The sequence below is a fragment of the Lysinibacillus sp. FN11 genome (assembly GCF_024628845.1).
Classification (GTDB): Bacteria; Bacillota; Bacilli; order Bacillales_A; family Planococcaceae; genus Lysinibacillus; species Lysinibacillus capsici.
The window spans coordinates 4075740-4093992 of sequence record NZ_CP102383.1; the positions used below are offsets into that span (position 1 = coordinate 4075740).

General features: G+C 40.0%; 8 protein-coding genes, 6 tRNA genes, 3 rRNA genes and 1 pseudogene. 4 read left to right on the plus strand and 14 right to left on the minus strand.

From position 1 onward, the window contains the following. Positions 1-70: 70 nt before the first annotated feature. The 6 genes from NP781_RS21460 to NP781_RS21485 form a co-directional block, all read right to left on the minus strand. Positions 71-143: transfer RNA gene (locus NP781_RS21460), tRNA-Lys, on the minus strand. A 13-nt stretch (positions 144-156) separates the two neighbouring features. Beyond that, positions 157-231, minus strand: a tRNA-Gln gene (locus NP781_RS21465). 14 nt (positions 232-245) lie between these two features. Beyond that, positions 246-329, minus strand: a tRNA-Tyr gene (locus NP781_RS21470). 18 nt (positions 330-347) lie between these two features. Further along, positions 348-423 (minus strand) — tRNA-Val (locus NP781_RS21475). 55 nt (positions 424-478) lie between these two features. Further along, a tRNA-Glu gene (locus NP781_RS21480) sits at positions 479-553 on the minus strand. A gap of 113 nt (positions 554-666) precedes the next feature. After that, positions 667-743, minus strand: a tRNA-Asn gene (locus NP781_RS21485). 269 nt (positions 744-1012) lie between these two features. Here NP781_RS21485 and mbcS point away from each other — a divergent pair. After that, positions 1013-2599, plus strand: coding sequence for an acyl-CoA synthetase MbcS (gene mbcS / locus NP781_RS21490; protein ID WP_257520803.1), 1587 nt, complete (start codon positions 1013-1015; stop codon positions 2597-2599). Between the two features lie 121 nt (positions 2600-2720). Here the strand turns inward: mbcS and rrf are convergent. The 3 genes from rrf to NP781_RS21505 all read right to left on the minus strand — a co-directional run bounded on the left by rrf (position 2721) and on the right by NP781_RS21505 (position 7687). Further along, positions 2721-2836: ribosomal RNA gene (gene rrf, locus NP781_RS21495) — 5S ribosomal RNA — on the minus strand. A gap of 191 nt (positions 2837-3027) precedes the next feature. Next, positions 3028-5954, minus strand: a 23S ribosomal RNA gene (locus tag NP781_RS21500). A gap of 181 nt (positions 5955-6135) precedes the next feature. Beyond that, positions 6136-7687 (minus strand): 16S ribosomal RNA (locus NP781_RS21505). The 16S, 23S and 5S rRNA genes sit together here, the layout of an rRNA operon. 269 nt (positions 7688-7956) lie before the next feature. On the opposite strand from NP781_RS21505, the gene NP781_RS21510 reads away from it, so the two are divergent. Next, entirely contained in the window at positions 7957-8613 is a 657-nt protein-coding gene (locus tag NP781_RS21510) for a hypothetical protein (RefSeq protein WP_257520804.1), read from the plus strand. A gap of 36 nt (positions 8614-8649) precedes the next feature. On the opposite strand, the gene NP781_RS21515 is transcribed toward NP781_RS21510, so the two are convergent. Continuing rightward, positions 8650-9324 carry a KinB-signaling pathway activation protein gene (locus NP781_RS21515; RefSeq protein WP_009374014.1) on the minus strand — a complete coding sequence of 225 codons (675 nt, stop codon included), beginning with the start codon at positions 9322-9324 and terminating at the stop codon, positions 8650-8652. Positions 9325-9475: 151 nt separating this feature from the next. Here NP781_RS21515 and gerD point away from each other — a divergent pair, with 151 nt between their 5' ends. Then, positions 9476-10084 (plus strand): spore germination lipoprotein GerD, encoded by a 609-nt coding sequence (gene gerD / locus NP781_RS21520; RefSeq protein WP_004233763.1) that lies wholly within the window; start codon positions 9476-9478, stop codon positions 10082-10084. 55 nt (positions 10085-10139) lie between these two features. Here the strand turns inward: gerD and NP781_RS21525 are convergent, their stop codons facing one another. The 3 genes and pseudogenes from NP781_RS21525 to NP781_RS21535 all read right to left on the minus strand — a co-directional run. Next, positions 10140-11195: a P-loop NTPase gene (locus NP781_RS21525; protein WP_004233758.1), complete on the minus strand. Its 1056-nt coding sequence runs from the start codon at positions 11193-11195 to the stop codon at positions 10140-10142. A gap of 72 nt (positions 11196-11267) precedes the next feature. Beyond that, positions 11268-11981, minus strand: a complete 714-nt coding sequence (locus NP781_RS21530) for an N-acetylmuramoyl-L-alanine amidase (RefSeq protein ID WP_004233756.1) — start codon at positions 11979-11981, stop codon at positions 11268-11270. A gap of 121 nt (positions 11982-12102) precedes the next feature. Continuing rightward, positions 12103-12984: pseudogene (locus NP781_RS21535) on the minus strand (DUF4822 domain-containing protein); the annotation flags it as partial. Between the two features lie 533 nt (positions 12985-13517). Here NP781_RS21535 and NP781_RS21540 point away from each other — a divergent pair. Next, entirely contained in the window at positions 13518-14123 is a 606-nt protein-coding gene (locus NP781_RS21540) for an ankyrin repeat domain-containing protein (RefSeq protein ID WP_221682374.1), read from the plus strand. Between the two features lie 296 nt (positions 14124-14419). Here the strand turns inward: NP781_RS21540 and NP781_RS21545 are convergent, their stop codons facing one another. Beyond that, positions 14420-17473: a hybrid sensor histidine kinase/response regulator gene (locus NP781_RS21545; RefSeq protein ID WP_257520806.1), complete on the minus strand. Its 3054-nt coding sequence runs from the start codon at positions 17471-17473 to the stop codon at positions 14420-14422. Positions 17474-18253: the final 780 nt, after the last annotated feature.

An 18253-nucleotide genomic window follows, 5' to 3' on the forward strand; every position in this document is an offset into this window, starting at 1 on the left:
CTGTTTTCAGCAAGAGATTAGTTATCTGTAGTTAATATAACACTTTTAAATAATTTTCATTCTAAAAAAGTGAGCCATGAAGGACTCGAACCTTCGACCCTCTGATTAAAAGTCAGATGCTCTACCAACTGAGCTAATGGCTCATAAAAGAAAAAATGGCTGGGGTACTAGGATTCGAACCTAGGCATGACGGAATCAAAATCCGTTGCCTTACCGCTTGGCTATACCCCAATCATTTATAAAACTGGTGGAGGGGGACGGATTCGAACCGCCGAACCCTAAGGAGCGGATTTACAGTCCGCCGCGTTTAGCCACTTCGCTACCCCTCCGAAATAACACAATAAGAATGGTGGAGGATGACGGGCTCGAACCGCCGACCCTCTGCTTGTAAGGCAGATGCTCTCCCAGCTGAGCTAATCCTCCATATAAACAGGTGTTATATCACAGTTTATTTTCTTTATAAAGCCTAAGTTTTAAATGGTGACCCCTACGGGATTCGAACCCGTGTTACCGCCGTGAAAGGGCGGTGTCTTAACCACTTGACCAAGGGGCCAATATTACGTCTTAAACAAGACAAGAATTATAATAACATTTTTAATTAATAATTGCAATGCTTTTTCACAAATTATTTTATGTATTATAGCCTATGAAAAAAGGACAAAAAAATGGCTCCGAAGGCAGGACTCGAACCTGCGACAACCTGATTAACAGTCAGGTGCTACTACCAACTGAGCTACTTCGGAACAATGCTATTCACTTTGGTTTTAGACAACCTCTTAAGTACATTTATTATTATAGCAAGCATTATAAATAATGCAACACATTTTGTTAAAATTTTTATATTTTTTGTCGAAGACTGCTCCTATATTCGTCTGAAAGCATAATAGTTCTCTATTAATTCTAATATTTCTATTTAACGTACTAAATATTCTTGCTGTATATTATTGTAATTGTTAAAATAAAAATAGTTTTATGAATTTTCTATCAAATTGTCTGGGGGAGGATGTTCAATATGGTATCAAATGATTTAATTGCACCTGAATTTTATAACATCACAGAGGAATTAGAAAAATTTTCGCAAGATAGTGATCGACAAGCAATACGTTGGTTAAATACACAACAAGAGAGACGTACAGTTTCTTATGTCGAGCTTAACCAAAAAATGAATCAGTACGCAAACGCTTTTACGGAGAAGGGGCTTCAAAAAGGTGATCGTGTATTAGTTATTATTCCTCGACTTCCTGAAGCCTATTTCGTTTTTCTAGGTTGCTTAAAGGCTGGTATCGTACCTATTTCATGTTCAGAGATGCTACGTGCAAGCGATTTAGAATATCGGATGGAACATTCTTCTGCTAGTGCAGTTATTGCTTATGAGGCTTTTACTAGTGAAGTTGATCAAATAATTTCTTCTGTATACGCATTGAAAAATAAACTAGTGATCGGTGCTGCGAAAGGAGATTGGACTTCTTTAGATGAATTAGCAAGCAAGCAGCCAGCTACATTTACAACTGTAGCTACTACACGTGATGACATGGCATTCCTTTCTTATACATCTGGTACAACTGGTAAACCTAAAGGCGTTGTTCATTCACATGGCTGGGGATATGCACATATTAGAACTGCAGCTTCAAAATGGCTTTGTGTACGTGAAGGGGACCTCGTGTGGGCAACAGCTGCTCCTGGTTGGCAAAAGTGGATATGGAGTCCTTTTTTATCAACAATCATGCTCGGCGCTACTGCTTTTGTCTATCATGGTGGATTCGATGCAAAAACCTATCTTCAATTAATGCAGGATGAAAAAGTTAATGTTCTATGTTGTACACCGACAGAATACCGGATTATGGCGAAAATCGATAATTTACAAGACTACAATCTATCATCTCTACGAAGTGCCGTTTCTGCAGGTGAACCTTTAAATCGTCCAGTTATCGAAACATTTATGAATCATTTTGGACTAAAAGTACGTGACGGCTATGGACAAACAGAAAACACATTATTAATTGGTACACTCGAAAACACAGAATTACGTCCTGGTTCTATGGGTGTTCCAACTCCAGGTAATATTGTACGTATTATCGACAATGAAGGGAATGAAGCACCAGTTGGCGAAGTTGGTGATATTGCTGTTCACAAATCTTCACCAGCTTTATTTAAAGAATATTATAAAGAACCAGAGCGCACACAAGCTGCATTTCGTGGGGATTGGTATATTACAGGTGATCAAGCAAAATGTGATGAAGACGGTTACTTCTGGTTTGAAGGTCGTGGGGATGACATTATTATTTCATCTGGTTATACGATCGGACCATTTGAAGTTGAAGATGCATTAAACAAACATGAAGCTGTACAAGAATGTGCAGTTGTAGCTGCGCCAGATGAAATTAGGGGGCATATTGTAAAGGCATTTGTTATCTTAAGAGAAGGTTTCAAAGAATGCAATGAAGAGGAGTTAACAAAGGAGCTACAGGAGCATGTTAAAGCGTTAACAGCCCCTTATAAATACCCTCGTAGTATCGTCTTTATTGATGAGTTACCAAAAACGACATCAGGGAAAATTCGCCGTATCGAACTTCGAGCTACTACAGTGCATACACACTAAGTTAAGTATCAAAAAAAGAAGGCATCCATTGAGGATACCTTCTTTTATGTATTTATGAATAAAAAATAGTCGGCTCAAATAAAAAAAGCCACTACTGAGTGTATCAGCAGCGACTTTTTGCGCCTAGCGACGTCCTACTCTCACAGGGGGAAGCCCCCAACTACCATCGGCGCTAAAGAGCTTAACTTCCGTGTTCGGTATGGGAACGGGTGTGACCTCTTTGCCATCATCACTAGACTTATTCGACCTCCAATACACGGCGTATTACTGCGTCAGCTGCTCTCGTTCAATCAGTCACGTACAAAAGTACGCTCCTTCAATTACTTGTTTGCTTCCTTGTACTACTTGTGTCTTGAAGCTCTCTTTTTTATTGAAAGAGTTGTTCTTTCAAAACTGGATAAACGGTGCATTGAATGTTTCAAACTTTTTTGGTTAAGTCCTCGATCGATTAGTATTCGTCAGCTCCATGTGTCACCACACTTCCACCTCGAACCTATCTACCTCATCGTCTTTGAGGGATCTTACTTACTTGCGTAATGGGAAATCTCATCTTGAGGGGGCTTCATGCTTAGATGCTTTCAGCACTTATCCCGGCCACACATAGCTACCCAGCGATGCCTTTGGCAAGACAACTGGTACACCAGCGGTGTGTCCATCCCGGTCCTCTCGTACTAAGGACAGCTCCTCTCAAATTTCCTACGCCCACGACGGATAGGGACCGAACTGTCTCACGACGTTCTGAACCCAGCTCGCGTACCGCTTTAATGGGCGAACAGCCCAACCCTTGGGACCGACTACAGCCCCAGGATGCGATGAGCCGACATCGAGGTGCCAAACCTCCCCGTCGATGTGGACTCTTGGGGGAGATAAGCCTGTTATCCCCGGGGTAGCTTTTATCCGTTGAGCGATGGCCCTTCCATGCGGAACCACCGGATCACTAAGCCCGTCTTTCGACCCTGCTCGACTTGTAGGTCTCGCAGTCAAGCTCCCTTGTGCCTTTACACTCTACGAATGATTTCCAACCATTCTGAGGGAACCTTTGGGCGCCTCCGTTACCTTTTAGGAGGCGACCGCCCCAGTCAAACTGTCCGCCTGACACTGTCTCCTGCCCCGCTAAGGGGCATGGGTTAGAATTTCAATACAACCAGGGTAGTATCCCACCGACGCCTCCTTCGAAGCTGGCGCTCCGAGATCTCTGGCTCCTACCTATCCTGTACAAGTTGTACCAAAATTCAATATCAGGCTACAGTAAAGCTCCACGGGGTCTTTCCGTCCTGTCGCGGGTAACCTGCATCTTCACAGGTACTATAATTTCACCGAGTCTCTCGTTGAGACAGTGCCCAGATCGTTACGCCTTTCGTGCGGGTCGGAACTTACCCGACAAGGAATTTCGCTACCTTAGGACCGTTATAGTTACGGCCGCCGTTTACTGGGGCTTCAATTCGCAGCTTCGCTTGCGCTAACCACTCCTCTTAACCTTCCAGCACCGGGCAGGCGTCAGCCCCTATACGTCACCTTACGGTTTTGCAGAGACCTGTGTTTTTGCTAAACAGTCGCCTGGGCCTATTCACTGCGGCTCTCATGCGCTTGCACGCTCAAGAGCACCCCTTCTCCCGAAGTTACGGGGTCATTTTGCCGAGTTCCTTAACGAGAGTTCTCTCGCACACCTTAGGATTCTCTCCTCGACTACCTGTGTCGGTTTGCGGTACGGGCACCTCTCACCTCGATAGAGGCTTTTCTTGGCAGTGTGAAATCAGGAACTTCGTCCATACGGACTCGCCATCACAGCTCAACGTTACAGTGTGCGGATTTGCCTACACACACGCCTTACTGCTTGGACGCGCACAACCAACGGCGCGCTTACCCTATCCTACTGCGTCCCCCCATTTCTCAAACGGTGAGGAGGTGGTACAGGAATATCAACCTGTTGTCCATCGCCTACGCCTATCGGCCTCGGCTTAGGTCCCGACTAACCCTGAGCGGACGAGCCTTCCTCAGGAAACCTTAGTCATACGGTGGACGGGATTCTCACCCGTCTTTCGCTACTCATACCGGCATTCTCACTTCTAAGCGCTCCACCAGTCCTTCCGGTCTGACTTCAACGCACTTAGAACGCTCTCCTACCACTGACATCGTAGATGTCAATCCACAGCTTCGGTGAATCGTTTAGCCCCGATACATTTTCGGCGCAGCGTCACTCGACCAGTGAGCTATTACGCACTCTTTAAATGATGGCTGCTTCTAAGCCAACATCCTGGTTGTCTGTGCAACGCCACATCCTTTTCCACTTAACGATTACTTTGGGACCTTAGCTGGTGGTCTGGGCTGTTTCCCTTTTGACTACGGATCTTATCACTCGCAGTCTGACTCCCGTGTATAAATATCTGGCATTCGGAGTTTGTCTGAATTCGGTAAACCGGGATGGCCCCCTAGTCCAAACAGTGCTCTACCTCCAGTATTCTCATCACGAGGCTAGCCCTAAAGCTATTTCGGAGAGAACCAGCTATCTCCAAGTTCGATTGGAATTTCTCCGCTACCCACACCTCATCCCCGCACTTTTCAACGTGCGTGGGTTCGGGCCTCCAGTAAGTGTTACCTCACCTTCACCCTGGACATGGGTAGATCACCTGGTTTCGGGTCTACGACCACGTACTATTTCGCCCTATTCAGACTCGCTTTCGCTGCGGCTCCGCCTTCTAAAGCTTAACCTTGCACGTAATCGTAACTCGCCGGTTCATTCTACAAAAGGCACGCTATCACCCATTAACGGGCTCTAACTACTTGTAGGCACACGGTTTCAGGATCTCTTTCACTCCCCTTCCGGGGTGCTTTTCACCTTTCCCTCACGGTACTGGTTCACTATCGGTCACTAGGTAGTATTTAGCCTTGGGAGATGGTCCTCCCGGATTCCGACGGAATTTCACGTGTTCCGCCGTACTCAGGATCCACTCAGGAGAGAACGAACTTTCGACTACAGGGCTTTTACCTGCTCTGGCGGACCTTTCCAAGTCGCTTCATCTAACTCGCTCTTTTGTAACTCCGTATTGAGTGTCCTACAACCCCAAGAGGCAAGCCTCTTGGTTTGGGCTCTTCCCGTTTCGCTCGCCGCTACTCAGGGAATCGATTTTTCTTTCTCTTCCTCCAGGTACTTAGATGTTTCAGTTCCCTGGGTCTGCCTTCAAGACGCTATGTATTCACGTCAAGATACTACGCGATTAAACGTAGTGGGTTCCCCCATTCGGAAATCTCCGGATCAAAGCTCACTTACAGCTCCCCGAAGCATATCGGTGTTAGTGCCGTCCTTCTTCGGCTCCTAGTGCCAAGGCATTCGCCGTGCGCCCTTAATAACTTAACCAAGTTATTAAGCCTATAAAAAACTTAAAAAATAAATGTGTTTGTTACAATTTCAATGTCGTTTTATCCAGTTTTCAAAGAACAAGTTTTGAAGTGTTTCATTCAGATAGAATGAACCTTCAAAACTGAACGCAAAACGTAATCGTACAAACCCAAGGTTTGTATTCCGAAATAATCCTTAGAAAGGAGGTGATCCAGCCGCACCTTCCGATACGGCTACCTTGTTACGACTTCACCCCAATCATCTATCCCACCTTCGGCGGCTGGCTCCAAAAGGTTACCTCACCGACTTCGGGTGTTACAAACTCTCGTGGTGTGACGGGCGGTGTGTACAAGGCCCGGGAACGTATTCACCGCGGCATGCTGATCCGCGATTACTAGCGATTCCGGCTTCATGTAGGCGAGTTGCAGCCTACAATCCGAACTGAGAACGACTTTATCGGATTAGCTCCCTCTCGCGAGTTGGCAACCGTTTGTATCGTCCATTGTAGCACGTGTGTAGCCCAGGTCATAAGGGGCATGATGATTTGACGTCATCCCCACCTTCCTCCGGTTTGTCACCGGCAGTCACCTTAGAGTGCCCAACTAAATGATGGCAACTAAGATCAAGGGTTGCGCTCGTTGCGGGACTTAACCCAACATCTCACGACACGAGCTGACGACAACCATGCACCACCTGTCACCGTTGCCCCCGAAGGGGAAACTATATCTCTACAGTGGTCAACGGGATGTCAAGACCTGGTAAGGTTCTTCGCGTTGCTTCGAATTAAACCACATGCTCCACCGCTTGTGCGGGCCCCCGTCAATTCCTTTGAGTTTCAGTCTTGCGACCGTACTCCCCAGGCGGAGTGCTTAATGCGTTAGCTGCAGCACTAAGGGGCGGAAACCCCCTAACACTTAGCACTCATCGTTTACGGCGTGGACTACCAGGGTATCTAATCCTGTTTGCTCCCCACGCTTTCGCGCCTCAGCGTCAGTTACAGACCAGAAAGTCGCCTTCGCCACTGGTGTTCCTCCAAATCTCTACGCATTTCACCGCTACACTTGGAATTCCACTTTCCTCTTCTGCACTCAAGTCCCCCAGTTTCCAATGACCCTCCACGGTTGAGCCGTGGGCTTTCACATCAGACTTAAAGGACCGCCTGCGCGCGCTTTACGCCCAATAATTCCGGACAACGCTTGCCACCTACGTATTACCGCGGCTGCTGGCACGTAGTTAGCCGTGGCTTTCTAATAAGGTACCGTCAAGGTACAGCCAGTTACTACTGTACTTGTTCTTCCCTTACAACAGAGTTTTACGATCCGAAAACCTTCTTCACTCACGCGGCGTTGCTCCATCAGGCTTTCGCCCATTGTGGAAGATTCCCTACTGCTGCCTCCCGTAGGAGTCTGGGCCGTGTCTCAGTCCCAGTGTGGCCGATCACCCTCTCAGGTCGGCTACGCATCGTCGCCTTGGTGAGCCGTTACCTCACCAACTAGCTAATGCGCCGCGGGCCCATCCTATAGCGACAGCCGAAACCGTCTTTCAGTCTCTCGCCATGAAGCAAGAGAGATTATTCGGTATTAGCCCCGGTTTCCCGGAGTTATCCCAAACTATAGGGTAGGTTGCCCACGTGTTACTCACCCGTCCGCCGCTAACGTCAAAGGAGCAAGCTCCTTTTCTGTTCGCTCGACTTGCATGTATTAGGCACGCCGCCAGCGTTCGTCCTGAGCCAGGATCAAACTCTCCATAAAAGAAATTTGATTAGCTCAAATTGTTTTGCTGGCATCATGTTTGATGTCCAAAATTGCGTTTCGTTCACTAACCGAAGCTAGTTACTTAAAACTTTATTGATTACGTTTTGCTTGTTCAGTTTTCAAGGTTCATGTTTTTTTATTTCGTTGTCACCTCTTGGCGACTTATACATAATAACATCGATTATTCATGAAAGTCAACACTAAAACATAAGTTTTTTTAAAGAGATTCATTTTTTATTTTAAATTTTAGAAACGAGGTTATCATTATGGTCCGTAAAACGTTGATTTCACTGCTTTTAATTGTAATGCTCTTTGCCTTTTTAAAGCCTATAAACTCAACGATGATTTCTGTATTTAATATTGGGAATGCACCAGTAGTGGTCACGAAAGGACATTATGGCACATCTCTTATTGTAGAGATTTCTTTCTCTGATGACTCTCTATTAGAATGGCTCCAAACTGTGCAGGAGCCTTATCCACTTCTACTTTTAGATGCTGATTGGATAAAACGGTCACCCGATCATTTAAAAATTATCCAACAACGAAAATTGCCTACAGGATTACTTGGGCCAGATGATTCAATAGAAGAACCCGTTGACATTGCGCTCATCCAAAAGGATATTGATACTTACGGAAAATATTTACAAGAAAAACCTTTATGGTTTGCTACCCGAAATCATCAATATTCACAGGATTTACAGAAAACCTTATTCCAACAACAAATGAATTTACTATCTCCTTCGCTTATTTGGCAAGGTGAGAAAACTCCGAAATTACAAAAAGGTGATTTTGTCTTTTTCCCGCTCCATCAAAATAATCAAATATCCTTTAAAGAGCTTAACACTCTCATACAACAACATAAGTTTATGTCGATTGAAGAAAATATATTTGGTTATAAAGTTCAAACTAAAAAAGCGCCATAAAAAAATTGCCTCCACTACAGCGAGGCAATTTTTTCCTTATGCGTTTTTAGCCTGTTCACGACGAGCTTTGCGTCGTGCTTCTAATTTTTGACGATCTTCATCGGATTTTGCATTATATTTAGGTAATACTAATAATTGATACGCATTAACCGCCAATAATGGGAATAATAAGAGCGCAACATACTCATTAATATTTTCATCGCGACCCATCAATGCAATTGTCCACTCCAACGTTGTGATGACAATCATAAAGAATAGTGCCGAAATCATTACATGTTTTTTCCCTGTTAATTTTACTTTTTGAACAGCTGTTGCTATGGCCCCGAAAATGAGGACAATTAATAGTCCTACATAGAACAACCAGCTTTGCCCATCTTTCACACCAGGAATAAAGCGGAAGAAAATTATATCGAAAATCGTTATGGCAATTAATAATAGCTGTACCCAATTCCATAATGTCAGTGTTCTAAAAATATTAACACCTACCTGATGAAGTGTTAAATAAGCAAAAAAGCCAGCTTGCGCTATAACACTCATTGTAAACCCTAAGAAAACCATCCATAAAAGTCCAGCGAAAAACTCACCCCATTGACCGTTTGCTATGTATGGTTGGAAGAATTCCCAGCGAATAAATAAACTAAAAACTCCGTTGACTGCACCACCAACGAGCATTGCAAAGAAGAAAAACTTTGCCCAATTTCGTATCGTCACAACTAAAAGTCCCCCAATTTCTCAATATATCTGTCCTTATTTTATCAATGCCTTGTTAAAAAAGCTATTTCTCATCCTAACGAATACATAAAGTCCTGAGAAATGTGAACAATAATTGAAAGAGTCTATCTAGAGAAAGGACTGATTGTCGATGCGAAAATTCACCTTATTATTGATTCTAATGCTTTTTCTTTCTGCCTGTTCACAAGATAAAACCTCTACCATGTCCTATGATGAAATAAAAAAAATCATGATTGACTCTTTACAAACAGAGGATGGTAAAAAGGCATTGCGACAGCTTTTAGAGGAGCCGAGTTTCCGTGAGCTCTTGATTTTAGAGCATGATGAAGTGAAAAAGGCTACCGAGGAAACTTTACTTTCCAAGGAAGCAGAAGACTTTTGGAAAAAAACCTTTGAAGATCCAAAGTTTAAAGAAACTGTTGCGAAAAGTATGCAAAAACAGCAACAGGATATTATGAAGAACTTAATAAAAGATCCGACTTTCCAAAAGGATATGGAGGCATTTTTCGGGCAACCCGATATGCAAAAGCAGTTGGAGACTATCCTTAAATCATCCAATATGCGCAAGCAAATGGAGGAAGTTGTAAAGGAAACGATCGAAAGCCCTTTAATGCAATCGAAATGGCAGGAACTTATTAAGAAAAGTGGCGAAACCGGTTCATCAGGAAGTGGCGATAAGAAAGAAGCGAGTGGCGATAGTGGTGGCGGATCGGATAAGGGACAAAAAAGTACCGAGTAACCTTGGTAATGTAAAAACGGATTTCCCCCTAAAATTGGTGGAAATCCGTTTTTTATTATTTATTTAATTTATCGATGATTTTCGTCGCAATGTCTAAATAAATTTGTCCTGTTGTATGTTTTTCAGCGTATACAGAAGGAGCAAAATCTTCATCTGTCCAATCTGGTTGCCCAAGCGGGATTTGTCCAAGCAACTCTGTACGTAGTTCGTCAGCTAGCTTTGGTCCTCCACCTTGCCCAAAGACAAATTCTCGGTCACCTGATTTAGATTCAAACCAAGCCATGTTTTCGATAACTCCTAAAATTTCATGGTCTGTTTGAAGCGCCATTGCCCCTGCACGAGCTGCAACAAATGCTGCTGTTGGGTGTGGTGTTGTTACCACAATTTCTTTTGATGATGGTAACATTTGATGGATATCTAATGCAACGTCACCTGTGCCAGGAGGTAAATCTAATAATAGATAATCTAATTCACCCCACTCAACATCACGGAAGAATTGATCTAATACTTTACCTAGCATTGGTCCACGCCATACGATCGGTGCATTATTTTCTACAAAGAAGCCCATTGAAATCATTTTTACCCCAAAGCGATCTACTGGGAAAATACGATTATCGACTACCTTAGGCATATCCGTCACACCCATCATATCAGGTACACTAAATCCATAAATATCTGCGTCAATTAAGCCGACTTTCTTTCCTAGACGAGCTAAAGCTACAGCTAAGTTAACTGATACTGTCGATTTACCAACTCCACCTTTACCAGAAGCAATTGAAATTACTTGTACTGTGCTTAATGGAGATAAAATATCTTGTGCTTCCGACTCTGTTGCTGTGCCACGGAAGCTTTGTAATTTCTCTGTAGATAGTTCTTCAAAACGAATACCAACAGTGTTTACACCCGCTTCTTTCAACACCTCAACAACTTTCATTTGTAGTTGTAATTGTTCTGGTGTATTCAGTTTGGCAATGGCAATTTTTACACTGACATGATTTTTTTCTTCTTTTATTGCTACGTTCGTAATACCATCTGTTTCTGCAAGCGATTTATGTAAAAATGGATCTTGTAGTTGTCCCAGTATTTCTCGTACTTGTTGTTCAGTAATCACGACGAACACTCCCCTTATATTGTCTCAATATTAGTATATCATAATGATTTGATTTACGTTGTAGATGTTGCTCTACTCAATTTTGGCTAATAAATAGTCTTCTATACCTTCAACTATGGCATCTGCCATTTTTTCTTGATAGTTTTTGTCCACTAATAATGCTCGTTCCTCATCATTACTAATAAAACCAGTCTCCACTAAAGCTGCAGGTACTTCCGCTTTCTTCAATAAATAGATTTGCTTAATAGACAATGCTTCACGATCTGTATTTTTTAAATTGGTGCGAATGGATTGTTGAATACTCTTGGCAAGAATCTCTCCATCAGCATGTCCTTCCTTATGGTAAAATACCTGTGCGCCACGCCATTTTGTTTCAGGTATGGCATTTGCATGAATAGTTATAAATACATCAGGCTTTTCTTTTTCCACGATATCCTTTCTTAGGAAGATATCTTGTTTTTTCCGTTCTCTCATTGTTCCATATTTTTCTGATGGCGCATGCTCATCGATTACATCCCCATTTTTTGTTCGTGTCATTATAACCGTTGCGCCTTTTTTCTTTAATTGCTTCTCTACATGCTGAGCAATTGCAAGTGTAATATCCTTTTCAATCACTTCGCCCTTTGAAGCTCCTCCATCCTCACCACCATGCCCTGCATCAATGACAATCTTTATGCCACCAAGTGGGTCCGGTAAGAAGAAGTTACGGTCCGAAGCATTTGTTTCATATGCCACGACCACTATACTCATAAGCATAATTACTCCTAGTGCAAGCCAGCGCTTCACCCATATCCACCACCCTTTTACATTTAGTGTACGAAATTAGTGGATGAACTATGCCAGAAAGTAAAAAAAACTCCCAAGTCACAAACTTGAGAGTTTTAATTTCTTCTATAATTAAGGGATTTTATTGGATTGTAAAATTAGGATTAAATTCACCTGTATATGGCTCATGCTCTACAAATACAGTTAGATCATTGCCATCTTTGTCTTTACCTGTTCGTTTATATGTGAATTTCTTATCGTTGATTTCTGTAATTTCAAGAGCTACACCATACTTATTATCACCGACAGAAACATGCGCTCTTATTTTATTATCATGAATGACATCAAAGTAACCATAGTCTCCACGACTTTCACCTGTTTCAGGATTAAAGAACTCATATTTATTTGTATTTGCATCATACTTTGCAATGCTGATGAAATTTGAATTAAATTCTGTTACATCATTACCCGCTTCATCTAACACAACTGTTCCATGCCATAGTGTATCAGCTAGAATTTTATCTCCGTCAACGTCTGTAACTATTTCACCTGTTGAAGCATCTAACGTTTTATCGGAATCAGTAAATGCCAGTTCTTTTTCTTTATATGGAATATGTTCCACGAATATTTCTACATCATTGCCCGCAGCATCTTTACCCATTCTCTTATAAGTAAAGATACTATCGTTTAACTCAGTGATCTCGACAACAGCTTGGTAGTTTTTTGATTCTGAAATTAATATTCTTTGTTTCCCATCGTTTGTGATAAAGAATGTCCCTTTATCATCACGACTATTACCGGTAGCAGCGTCAAAGAACTCATAATGACCTGTCTGAGCATCATATTTTGCTAAGCCAATGAAGTTTGCGTTCTCCGCAGTTAAATCATTGTTATCTCGATCATAAACTTTTGTTCCTTGCCAATTTGCACCACTTAGAATATTAGCCATTTCTTGTCCCTTTGTTAATTGCTCTTTGGCAGTATTTACTGTTGCGGCACTTTCTGTTTTAACTTCCTCACTATTCGTCGTATTGCCTTTAGCAGGCTCCTTATCTTGACATGCTGCCAGTAATGCAATAGCTGCAACAGATACTATTAATAATTTTTTCATACCTACTTACCTCCATCAGTTCGTTTATATTTTGAGTTACATCAAACCCATCATGACCATTTTTTAAAAATGAAAGGTTTGTTGTACCTTCTAAAAACTATATTAAAGTGGAATGTTAAACTCCCCCTAAATAATTTCTTAAAAAAACATAAACCTATACGAAAATATTTTTAATATATATTAAACCTGCACACTAATAGTGAGGTTTATGTAAAAAAAGCTATTTATTTTTTCTACATAAACTTAATTTATGGGTGATCGACATTTCTCACAAACGCGTACCTCAACATTATTTATTATAGGAAAAAGCTAAACCTAGCATATCTTTTTAATATTACTCGTATAATTCGCTACATGTTACCATATTTTTATAAACGGAAAAGTAGGCTACAGTGATATACCACTAGTCTTTTGGCTGTTTTAACCAAAGAAAAGAAGGTGGAAAAATGATTGATCAATTAATACTTTCAGCAGCGAACGGCGATACTGATAAAGTATTAGCACTTCTGCAAAATGGCATCAATATTAATACAACGGATCAGTATGGAAGAACCCCTGTCTTAGCTGCCACTTATAATAACCAGGTGGATACTGTGAGGGTGCTCATTCAACATGGTGCTGATATTAATATTAGAGATAATAACCTTGAGAACGTACTTTTACATGCAGGGGCATCAGGCTATTTAGAAATCGTTAAACTTGCCATATCTTCAGGGGCAGATACAAAGCTAACTAATCGCTTTGGTGGAATTGCCATCATCCCTGCATCCGAACGGGGACATGTTGAGGTGGTCCGAGAGCTACTTAATCACTCAGACATTCATGTCAATCACATTAATAATTTGCATTGGACAGCTCTATTGGAGGCAGTCATATTAGGCAATGGCGGGGAGAAACATCAAGAAATTGTGCAATTATTGGTGGATCATGGTGCTGATATAACTATTGGAGATCGAGATGGTGTCACACCATTGCAGCATGCAAAAAAGCTAGGCTTTTATGAGATTGAGCAAATTTTAAAAGAAGCTGCACGCGAACGAAATAACAGTTAACACTATAGGAGGTTTATTCATGATTCAAGAAATCATCTAGAGAGATGTAACCTTCAAGATACGATTCTAGGTGGCCTCACTTCGGTATTAGCTGACCAGCTGCATCCATTTCACCTACAGTTTCATAAGAAATAACGTTAAGCAATCTTTGAGGTTACTTCAAAGATTGCTTTTTATGATGGAATGACAAAAAGACCCTTTCCTCGAAAGTAGAAAGAGCCTTAGGATAGATGTTTTGTCTGCCTCTGACTCCGTAAAGACCAAATCATCTTTAAACGGTACGCCATTTGTAAAGGTTACGAATTCTCTTCTGGTAATAGAATAATAACAGTAGTTCCTTTACCTTCTTCACTATATATACGAAAACGGGCATTTCTCATAAGCTTAAATTTTTTCAAAGGATTCGTAAATCCAATACGTGAGTTTTCTTCATTTACTAATCGTTGCAACTTTTCTTCTGAGATACCGACCCCATTATCATCAATTTTAATACGTATAAATTGACCTTCTCGTTGCACACTCACCTCAATAGTACCACCTTCTTTTTTCTTCGAAATCCCGTGAAAAACTGCATTTTCAACTATAGGCTGAATTGATAATGCTGGAATCAAAGATTGAATGGACTCATCTATATCATACGCAACTGTAAGACGATCACCAAAGCGCATTTTTTCAATATAGAGATATGCTTTTACAAGATCTATTTCATCTTCTATTGAAACCATGCTGTTACGATAATGGACATTCAGCTTGGCACGGAAATAGGTTGCTATACTGTATAAAGCCTCTCGTGTATTTTCTATATTTGTATAGCTTAAGCCGATAATAGTATTAAGTGTATTGTAGACAAAATGAGGAGTTACTTGCGCATATAAATAATTCATTTCATCCTCAATCGCATCAATGGAAGATTGTCGAACTGCTAGTAATGATTGAATACGCACTAGTAATTCATCCATCGCAATCGGTTTTTGCAGATAATCATTTGCCCCGACTTGTAAAGATAACACTAAATCTGAATGCTGCATAATGGCTGTTAATACAATAATCGGTAATTCCAACATATCGTATTGCTTTCGTACTTGTTTGCATAATTCATAGCCTGACATACCATTCATCATTAAGTCGACTAACATGCAATCTACTTTATGTTTCTTTACATATTCCATCGCATCAAACCCATTATCTACCCCAATAACGGTATAGCCTTTTTGAATTAATGCGTCCACTAGTACTTTTATATTTACATGATCATCATCAACAATGAGTATGGTTTTGTCATTACCTTTATGCAATAATGGTAAATCTAGCTGTAGTATATTATCTGCTCGATTGCCCATCTGTTGTTGTGCTTCAATATCTAGTTTTTCGAGTGTGGCAAGCGGCACCGTAAAAGTAAAAATTGTTCCAACACCTAATGTACTTGTTACATGAATTTCTCCATTTAACTGTTCTACTATATTTTTTGAGATACTCAATCCTAACCCAAGTCCCCCACTTTTTTTATCTTTCTTTACTTGATAAAAGGAATTAAAAATTCGATCTAAGTCTTGTGATGGTATACCAATTCCAGTATCGCTTACTTGTATTTCCATATAATCATTACGTACACTAGCTAAGACTGTAATTTGTCCATGCTTTGTATGTTGCAGAGCATTATAGAGTAAATTATAAAGCACTTGTTTCAATCGTAATTCATCTGTATACATATGAGGTAAATTAGAATCTACTGCACTGATTAACCTTATGGATGTATCACTCGACAGTAAACTACGAATTTCCTCAATTACTTCATCAATTACGCTTATCGGCACAACACGAGGGGTAACACGAACTTCTCTGGTCATATGATTCGAAGAGATCAATAAATCCTCTACTAAATAACCTAAACGTTGCGCGACATTATGTATTAAAATGACATTTTCTTGTTGCTCACGCTTTAAAGGTCCTTGTAAACCTTCCATTAATGATTTGGATATATTTAAAATACCATTTAAAGGCGTACGTAATTCATGAGACGTTTTCAATAAAAACTCATCCTTCATTTGATTATGCATCAAGAGCTCTTCCGATAACGCTTGAACTTCCTTAAAAGATGTATTTGCTCGGAAGCTAAGCAGAGATGCAAAACTATATAGTGTAAAAATAAACAATAATTGTTCACTATAAACCATAGGTATATCAAAAATGTAATACATTACCATTAAAAAAGTATAACAAGTAAGAGATACTAAAAGAATTAGAATATAACGTGAGCCATCTACACCTTTCATAAGCACACGTAATAGCACAAACACATTATAAAGCCCAACTGGAATAAAAATTACTGCAAAGATTATTTGTGATAGAACTAGATTTTCTATTGGTATATTCATACTATTTTTTGTAATCGGGTTGTAAACCCCATAGATAAAAAAAAGTAAACCTAACAAAATACTAATAATATAAATCGCTTTTTTCCTCATAAACTCCGGATACAAATAAAAGAGAAATAATGCTAAACAAACATCAACAAGTGGTAAAATCCCTAATTGTAAACGTACTTGCTCATTTATAGTTAAATGTGTAAAAATAAGAAAAAATATTTTTTCATTAGTAAACGACATGTACAGTCCAAATAATATAGTGAATAACCCCAAAAACAATTCTTCTTTACGCTTCCGATTTTGACTATACGATATAATATAAATCGCACCGAATACAATATAACCAATACATACAAACGATTCTGCTAAAATTTTCATGCTAAAGTCTCTTTGAATAGCATCCTTTGTTCCAAACTCAATAGGAAAAGTAATACCGGCTTTTGGATAATTATAATTTCCAACATGTATTACTATATCAAGCATTAGATTCTCACTGTGTGCAAACACCGTATATTTATCATCATTTTCGAACTTAAAGTCCTTTAAGGTTTCACTCGGATTCCCCATACTACCTACATCTTCTCCATTTATGAAAACACGGTTAGATTGACGAATTGAACGAATGTATAATCCATATTCCCCTTCAACTGGGACATTTATCTGAACATTATACGTTCCTACAGTAAGTCCTTCCTCATTTGGTTCTACAAAGCTATTCCAAGTAGCTGGTACCTCAATTGGTATTTTCTCACTCTCATACGCGTTGAATGAATCACTTGATGATAGTAAGATATTTGGATAGAAAGACCATTCTCCATCTAGTTTTAAAATAGTCTTTTCTTGTAGTTCTTTTTCTTCAATCGTAACGATCCCATTCTGCGCAATCGGCTGACTACTACTAACAAAATACTCTCCATTGCCAATAAAATATACGATAATAAATAGCATGATAATAGTCAAAGTAATGCTAATAATTTTTTTCACTTTCACCCCTCCCCTACTTGAACACAATTATATGTAACGTCAAACTATCAATTTGTCAGAATGAAATCCATTATGCAATATGACTATCACCTGTATTTCTCATATCAGTCCTCTTACGCATCCTATCATAGGGCTGTTAAACAAATTCTGAACAAACTATATTGTAAATGCATCGTCTAGTATGGATTACTATCACTGATTTGAATGATGTTTGACATTAAGTGATCCTCGCGAATGTCTCATAGGCTTCTCGCATGTATCTACAAAGTAATGGTGAAATTCTTAATAATTTTAATCCATTCTTGCTTCAAATCTCTTTCCCTTTTTCAAAATTACATTGATTTTTAATCAAGGGGTATTGTTTTTGTTATCAACGTAAAAAAAAGCTCCTCTCAGGTAAACCTGAGAAGAGCTTGAAATCGTTGATATAAAAATATTAACGTTTTGAGAAATATACAGATATGTTCTAAGTGTATTGAATACATCATAATCCATTTAAATCAACGTTTCGTGAAATCTAAAATGGATAAAAATGTATACCAGAGTATTAGAAATTATATTATTTGAACCAATTTGAACCAATATGATAGTTGTTAGTTGAATACAAAACTGCATTACTTAGAATATGTACATATCATTAAAAATTGTTCCAGATGGTTTAAATAATAGTTCTTATCTTGAACATTATTAGATTTAATAGGAATAAGAGGGTAACGCCTAAACACTATTTATCAGCTAGAAAGTCTTAATAAGTGACTAGTCTATATTTTAAGTTCAAGA